The 7,467-nt window shown below is 41.8% G+C and carries 6 protein-coding genes; 1 reads left to right on the forward strand and 5 read right to left on the reverse strand.

Annotation, left to right across the window (positions count from 1 at the left end; translation table 11 throughout):
* The 5 genes from QZZ35_RS07725 to QZZ35_RS07745 all read right to left on the reverse strand — a co-directional run.
* A partial coding sequence (locus QZZ35_RS07725) for a tetrahydrofolate dehydrogenase/cyclohydrolase catalytic domain-containing protein (protein ID WP_291236875.1) occupies positions 1-245 on the reverse strand: 245 nt, incomplete at its 3' end.
* Between the two features lie 23 nt (positions 246-268).
* A complete protein-coding gene (locus tag QZZ35_RS07730) occupies positions 269-1,939 on the reverse strand; it encodes a formate--tetrahydrofolate ligase (RefSeq protein ID WP_291236876.1) in 1,671 nt (556 codons plus the stop codon).
* A gap of 14 nt (positions 1,940-1,953) precedes the next feature.
* Positions 1,954-4,584, reverse strand: coding sequence for an FtsK/SpoIIIE family DNA translocase (locus tag QZZ35_RS07735; protein WP_291236877.1), 2,631 nt, complete (start codon positions 4,582-4,584; stop codon positions 1,954-1,956).
* A 94-nt stretch (positions 4,585-4,678) separates the two neighbouring features.
* Positions 4,679-5,548 (reverse strand): undecaprenyl-diphosphate phosphatase, encoded by an 870-nt coding sequence (locus QZZ35_RS07740; RefSeq protein ID WP_291236878.1) that lies wholly within the window; start codon positions 5,546-5,548, stop codon positions 4,679-4,681.
* A 123-nt stretch (positions 5,549-5,671) separates the two neighbouring features.
* The gene (locus QZZ35_RS07745) at positions 5,672-6,307 is read right to left on the reverse strand and encodes a ClpP family protease (RefSeq protein WP_291236880.1); all 636 of its coding nucleotides are present in this window, start codon (positions 6,305-6,307) and stop codon (positions 5,672-5,674) included.
* A 145-nt stretch (positions 6,308-6,452) separates the two neighbouring features.
* Between QZZ35_RS07745 and QZZ35_RS07750 the strand changes: the two genes are divergently transcribed.
* The gene (locus QZZ35_RS07750) at positions 6,453-7,451 is read left to right on the forward strand and encodes an MBL fold metallo-hydrolase (protein ID WP_291236879.1); all 999 of its coding nucleotides are present in this window, start codon (positions 6,453-6,455) and stop codon (positions 7,449-7,451) included.
* Positions 7,452-7,467: the final 16 nt, after the last annotated feature.

The raw sequence follows: 7,467 nt of genomic DNA on the forward strand, positions 1-7,467 counted from the left end.
TCAACGAGAGAAACCAGTTCTTCTTCTGTCGTTTCTTCCGGAAGCTCGTAAGCTAATGAGCGAATTCCGATATATTCACAGGATTTTTTCTTGTTTCCGACATAAACTGTGGAAGCAGGATCATTTCCAACCTGAATAACTGCCAATGTAATTTCTTTTCCTTCTGCCTTTAAAGCGGCAACCTTTGCCTTTAATTCATCTTTAATCTCAGCAGATATCTTCTTACCGTCAATAATCTGTGCCATTCTCTGTCTTTCCTCCTGATACATTAGAATAATCCTACAATATTGCCGTTTTCATCCACATCAATAGCTTCTGCTGCAGGTACTTTAGGAAGACCTGGCATTGTCATAATTGTACCTGTGATGGCAACAACGAAACCTGCACCCGCACTTACATAAACTTCACGGATGTTTACAGTAAATCCTGTCGGACGTCCAAGTTTCTTAGCATCATCGGATAAGGAATACTGATTCTTTGCCATACATACAGGAAGATTTCCCATGCCCATGCCTTCAATTTTTGCCAGAGCTTTATTTGCTGCTGCAGAATAAGTTACACCGTCAGCGCCATAAATTTCTGTTGCAATTTTTTCAATTTTTTCTTTTAACGATAATTCATCCGGATAAAGAACATTGAAATTATTTTCTTTCTTTTCAATCGTTTCAAGTACTTTATTTGCCAGATCAACACCACCCTGGCCGCCTTTTTCCCATACTTCAGCCAAAGCGAATTCGCAGCCTCTGGATTCACAGAATTCCTTAATATAAGCAAGTTCTGCTTCAGAGTCTGTGATGAATTTATTTAAAGTAACAACGATCGGCACACCGTATTTCTGAAGGTTTTCGATATGCTTTTCAAGGTTTACGATACCTTTTTTGAGTGCTTCAAGATTCTCCTGTGCAAGATCCGCTTTCGCTACACCGCCATTATATTTGATTGCCTTTACAGTAGATACAAGAACAACTGCGGAAGGTGTAAGTCCGGCTTTACGGCACTTAATATCAAAGAACTTCTCAGCACCAAGGTCAGCACCGAATCCGGCTTCTGTGATAACATAATCTGCCAGTTTCAGACCCATCTTTGTTGCACGAACACTGTTGCATCCGTGAGCGATATTTGCAAATGGTCCGCCGTGAACGATCGCCGGTGTATGTTCCAGCGTCTGGATCATATTCGGTTTGATCGCATCTTTTAATAAAGCTGCCATAGAACCGACAGCTTTAAGATCTTTTGCTGTTACAGGTTCACCATCATAATTATAAGCAACGATGATACGTCCGAGCATCTCTTTAAGATCTGCAAGGTCATTTGCAAGACAAAGAATTGCCATAATTTCAGAAGCAACAGAAATAACAAAGTGATCTTCACGAGCAACACCGTCTGCTTTTGCTCCAAGGCCGACAACGATGTTACGGAGCGCACGGTCATTCATATCCACGCAGCGTTTCCATACGATCTGATTCGGATCGATTCTTAATGCATTTCCCTGATGGATGTGGTTATCAAGCATTGCTGCAAGAAGATTATTGGCAGAAGTAATCGCATGAAAATCTCCTGTAAAATGAAGATTTAACTCTTCCATAGGAACTAACTGAGCGTATCCGCCGCCTGCTGCACCACCCTTAATTCCGAAGCATGGTCCGAGTGATGGCTCACGAAGTGCAAGAACTGCTTTTTTATTTAAAACGCCCATAGCTTCACCAAGGCCAACACTGATTGTTGTTTTTCCCTCGCCGGCCGGTGTTGGATTAACTGCAGTAACAAGAATTAATTTTCCGTTTGGACGATCTTTGATCTTATCCCACAGTTCATCTGAAAATTTTGCTTTATATTTGCCGTAAAACTCCAGGTCATCTTCCTGAATGTCCAGCTTGGCAGCTACATTTTTAATATGTTCCATTTTAGTTTCCTGAGCAATCTGAATATCTGTTTTCATTTTTTTCCTCCTGCCTATAAAGTCTCTTCTACATAGGTTGCAAATTCTTCTTCAGACATCAAGACCTTTCTCGGTTTCGTGCCCTCTTCCGGTCCGACCACACCGGCATCACAGAGCTGATCCATGATTCTTGCCGCCCGGTTGAATCCGATTTTAAATACGCGCTGCAGCATTCCGATGGAAGCCTTGTCTTTTTCGATGATAAATTTACCCGCCTCGACAAAATAGACATCCCGGTCATTGCCGGATGCTATTTCTGCAGATGCTGTGGTTGTAATTTTCGATGTAATATCATCATTATAGTTGACCTGATTATTCTGGCTTTCCCGGAGATATGCGACAACATCATTAACTTCCTTATCCGATATGAAAGCTCCCTGCACACGCAGCGGCTTCTGATATCCGGATGGATAAAAGAGCATATCGCCCTTTCCAAGAAGTTTTTCCGCACCGCCCATATCGATGATCGTCCTTGAATCTACGTTGGATGATACAGAAAATGCAATTCTTGACGGAATGTTCGCTTTGATCAGCCCTGTAATGACATTGACAGATGGTCTCTGCGTCGCAATGACCAGATGGATACCACAGGCTCTGGCTAACTGAGCCAGACGACAAATGGCATCTTCCACTTCTCCCGGAGCAACCATCATCAAATCTGCAAGCTCGTCTACAATTATTACAATCTGCGGAAGTTTCGGGTAATCCGGACTCTGATACTGTGCATTCAATATCTTTTCATTATATCCTTTCAGATCCCTTACATTCAGTTCCGCAAATTTTTTATAACGGTCCGTCATCTCCATAACAGCCCAGTTTAAGGCTCCCGCCGCCTTTTTCGGATCAGTAACGACCGGAATAAGAAGATGCGGAATACCATTATAAACACTTAACTCAACCACCTTCGGGTCCACCATGATCAGACGGACATCCTCCGGTTTTGCCTTATAAATAATGCTCATGATGAGCGTATTGATACATACCGATTTACCGGAACCCGTTGCACCTGCGATAAGCAGATGAGGCATCTTTGAAATATCCGCCATAATAACTTTCCCGCCGATATCGGTTCCTACGGCAAATGCGATATCAGATTTGCTTGTTTTAAATTCCTGACTTTCAATTAAATCTCTGAATAAAACCGGGGTTTTTTCTTTATTCGGAACCTCAATACCAATGGCAGCCTTACCCGGGATCGGTGCCTCGATTCGTATATCGGCCCCCGCCAGATTCAATTGGATATCATCAGAAAGATTAACAATCTTGCTGACTTTTACCCCCTGCTCCGGCTGGATCTCATAACGGGTAACAGATGAACCCCGACTATAATTGGTGATTTGAACCTTCACTCCAAAACTTTCAAGTGTGGATTTCAGCTTCAATGCGGTCTGACGAATATTCGCATCCGATTCTGCCTTTTTCTTCTGTTCTCCCCGAACAAGAAGTGAAACCGGAGGAAATTTATATTCGGGCATCTTTTCCAGTGCCGCCTCAATATGCTCCGCTGTTTTCTGCTTTTCTTCTTCTGTAGGTGCATCCGCTTTCATAGCATCCGCCTTGGCTGAAGCCTTCGCTACAGCTGTCGCTGACGGCTCCGGCGCATCCTCTCGAATGACGATCGGGCGCATATCTCCGTCAGCAGTTCCGATTCTTCCTTCTCTTTTTGATTCGGATATATCCTGAATAACCTGAATATCCGACGGAAAATCAAAAACATCCTCTTCTTCAGCCGGTTCCATGTATACCTCAGAAATCCCTTTGTCCGTTTCATCTTCGGAACGCTCTGAAAACAGATCGTCATTTCCGGATGGGAGAATAATTTCTTCTACAATATCTTTTTCTTTATTTTTGGTATTTGCTATCAGCCCAAAATCAAAGTTCAAAGATTTCTTTTCAAATTTTTCCCGAACCTCTTCAACAGAAGCTGTCGGTCCCTCCAGAGCCCGCTCACTTTCTTTCTGTTCTCTGCGAAGTTTTCTCTGCTCTCTATGCTGCATAGAAGCTTTTGTATAGGCATTTTTTCCTTTTTTTCCCAATGGTATGACAAAAGATCTCTGAGTCATAAGAACAATGGAAACAAGAATGAAAAACGCAACCAGCACATAGCATCCGACGGTGCCAAGTAAAGGATAAAAAATCTTCACTGCAATACCGCCAATAAGACCTCCTCCGTTATGTTCCGCCGCACTTTCTTTAAAAGCACCGAACCAGGATGCTCCCGCATCATAAGGCTCTGTCACCATATGCACAAAAATAGTAAAAAACAGATAACAAAAAATGGCGGCTGTCAGCTTGATTTTTGCAAGTCGGTTTCCACGGTTGGCAATAAAAAAGGATATACCAAAAAAGAAAGCAAACGGAAGAATATAAGCCATATATCCAAAAAAACCAAAAGTGATATTCGATATCAAAACACCCAGCCTTCCGCATAAATTAAAATTACTCAGTATAAGCAGAATGCTCAGAGCCAAAATCGCAATGACAACAATCTCGTCATGAATCCCCTGCTGCTGCTCACGTTCTTCCGGTGTCAATTCTATACTCTGTTTATTATTCTTTTCGGATGTCTTTTTTCTTGTTGTCGTTTTACGACCGGAATTCGATTTTTTTCTGTTCCCGGCTGTTTTTTGCTGTTTTCCAGCCATTCCATAATTCCTCCCAAACTTCAATAATATCTGAATAGAGAGCAAAACGAAATGTCATAAAGACATTTCGCAGCAGTACTCCAATCATTATGGACTATTTAATGATAAAAAAATGAAAAATAAGTGAAATCACACCAACAATTGCGCAGTAATAAGCAAAATAACTGAACTTCTTCTCACTCACTACCCGCATCATAATACGAATACAAATATATCCCGCAATACCGGCTACGATCATACCGGCAACATAATACAAAATCTCTCCGCCGGAAGAAACAGCCTCACCGAAATGGCGAAGTTCCAGAAGATTTGCTCCGATAATAGCCGGCAAAGAGGCAATAAAGGAATACTTCACAGCAAAACTGCGGTCAAATCCAAGGCCAAGGCATGCGGAAATCGTTGATCCCGAACGGGAAATACCCGGCAGTACGGCAAGCCCCTGAGCCACACCGATCACTGCTGCTTCCTTATAGGAAGTTTTCTTAACCTTCTTCTTGCCGCCCGGAAGGGATCCGACAACAAGCAGAATGATCGCATTGATAATGAGACATATTCCCGGAACAAGCAGTGAATTCGTCGCTGCTTCCATCACATTATTCAAAATAAGACCAATGAGAGCGGTCGGCACAGATGTTGCCAGAATAAGAAGTACAAACTTCCGATAAGCATTCGTCACAATACGGCGATACTTCTCATCACTCTTTTTGAACTTAATTTTAAGATTTGCAAACACATCCCCCAAAAGATGAATACCTTCAATAAAAAGTTTCCGTATATCTTTCCAGAAAACGATACATACAGAAATAAGTGTTCCAAGGTGGAGCATAACTTCAAAAAGCATGCCCGTATCTGTATTTACTTTAAATATGTACTGGAATATCGCAAGATGACCTGAACTGCTGACAGGCAAAAATTCAGTAATTCCCTGAATAAGCCCCAGCAAAATTGCTTTCCAAAGACTCATTTTATTTACCTCCGTTGATTTTACTCAATTATTTTTATCATACTACATATCGTAGCCTTTGTCAAAAAAATAGTTTTTTTTGATTCAAAAAGAGAACCCGATCATTGCAGGTCCTCTTTAGAGTTAATTTTTTTCTTCAATCATCATTCTCAATTTTTTCATAGCAGAAGAAATACCACCAATCTCATCAATAAGACCGGCCTGAACTGCCTCCCTTCCAACAAGAATGGTTCCAAGATCCTTTGTGAGTTCCGTATTGTCCATCATCATTTCTTCAAGTCTTTCTTTTGTAACGTTACTGTGCCCTGCGATGAAACCGGTAATTCTGTCCTGAACCCGTTTAAAATAGGCATAGCTCTGGGGTGCACCGATAACCATTCCGCCCATACGCACCGGATGGATCAGGAGTGTCCCCGATTCTACAATAAAAGAGTAATCCGTAGAAACAGCCAGAGGAACTCCAATAGAATGGGAACCGCCGAGGACAAGTGACACGGTGGGCTTGCTTAATGTGGCAATCATCTCCGCAATAGCAAGACCTGCGTCCACATCGCCTCCCTGTGTATTTAAAAGCACCAGAAGTCCTTCAAGGGTATCATCATCCTCAAAAGCCGCCAGTTGTGGAAGAACATGGTCATATTTTGTTGCCTTACATTTTTCCGGTGCCGCCTCATGTCCCTCAATTTCCCCGATGATTGACAGTAATAGAATTTTTCTTTTCTCCGAATCTTCTAAAACGATTTGACCCTCTTCAAACATTTCTTCTTCATTTTCTTCCTTCACAACCTTACCGCCTTCCTGTTTTTATATAGTATGAACCAGGACTGAAAAAAAGATACATAAAAACAATGAAGAAATAAAAAACACATGGTATACTAAATAAAAACTCTGTTGGAGGTAACTTATGGCTGAGCTTATTTATAAAAATCCGGATATTTACAAAATTCCCGTCACCCTTCCAAACAACCCTTTAAAAATTTTAAACAGCTACGTCATCCGCACTCCGGATGAAAACCTGGTCATCGATACCGGATTTAATCAACCCGAATGTCTTGAGGCCCTGACCGCCGGTCTGAAAGAGCTGTGTATCGATATGGATCATACGACCCTATTTCTCACCCATCTTCACTCGGATCATGTAGGGCTTACAAACGATATTATTACAGATAAAACCCGGGTTCTCATGAGCGATGTGGATTATAATTATTTAAAAAATGAACATGATGGTGCCTTCTGGCCATGGATGGAAGAAAAATTTTATCATGAAGGTCTTTCCAGAGATTTGATTGAACTCCAGCGGAAAGTAAATCCGGCCCGGGCTTTTGCACCGAAATATCTTTTCCGTGCCGAAACGGTTTCGGATCATGAATGTTTTTCCATCGGAGGACATATTCTCGAATGCCTGTGGACACCCGGACACACCCCCGGACACATGTGTCTTTACTTAAAAAAAGAAAAAATTCTTTTTTCTGGCGATCACATATTATTCGACATTACACCAAATATCACCATGTGGCGCGGCATTGATGATTCTCTCGGAAATTATCTTGAAAGCCTTAGAAAAATACAATCTCTTGACATTCATCTTACTCTTCCGGGCCACCGCGGCAATGATATGGATGTATATGAACGGATCCAACAGATCCAGCAGCATCATGATCGAAGGATCCGTCAAACATTATCGATCATCCAAAAAAATCCGGGATTAAATGCCTGCCAGATCGGTGCCCAAATGACCTGGTCCATGAGAGGCAAAAACTGGGACGAATTTCCGATACAGCAAAAATGGTTTGCGATCGGTGAAACCATTTCCCATCTGGATTATCTGATTGAGCGGGGAGAAATTGTCCGGCACACAGATAAGGAAATCTTCTATTATAATGCTCTTGTCAATGAAATTTGAATCCGAAATACTTATA

The organism is Frisingicoccus sp. (assembly GCA_016298055.1).
Taxonomy (GTDB): Bacteria; Bacillota; Clostridia; order Lachnospirales; family Lachnospiraceae; genus Frisingicoccus.

Coding starts and splice junctions, on each gene's coding strand:
- QZZ35_RS07730 (WP_291236876.1), bottom strand. CDS start 1,939: ATGAAAACAGATATTCAGATTGCTCAGGAAACTAAAATGGAACATATT.
- QZZ35_RS07735 (WP_291236877.1), bottom strand. CDS start 4,584: ATGGCTGGAAAACAGCAAAAAACAGCCGGGAACAGAAAAAAATCGAAT.
- QZZ35_RS07740 (WP_291236878.1), bottom strand. CDS start 5,548: ATGAGTCTTTGGAAAGCAATTTTGCTGGGGCTTATTCAGGGAATTACT.
- QZZ35_RS07745 (WP_291236880.1), bottom strand. CDS start 6,307: ATGTTTGAAGAGGGTCAAATCGTTTTAGAAGATTCGGAGAAAAGAAAA.
- QZZ35_RS07750 (WP_291236879.1), top strand. CDS start 6,453: ATGGCTGAGCTTATTTATAAAAATCCGGATATTTACAAAATTCCCGTC.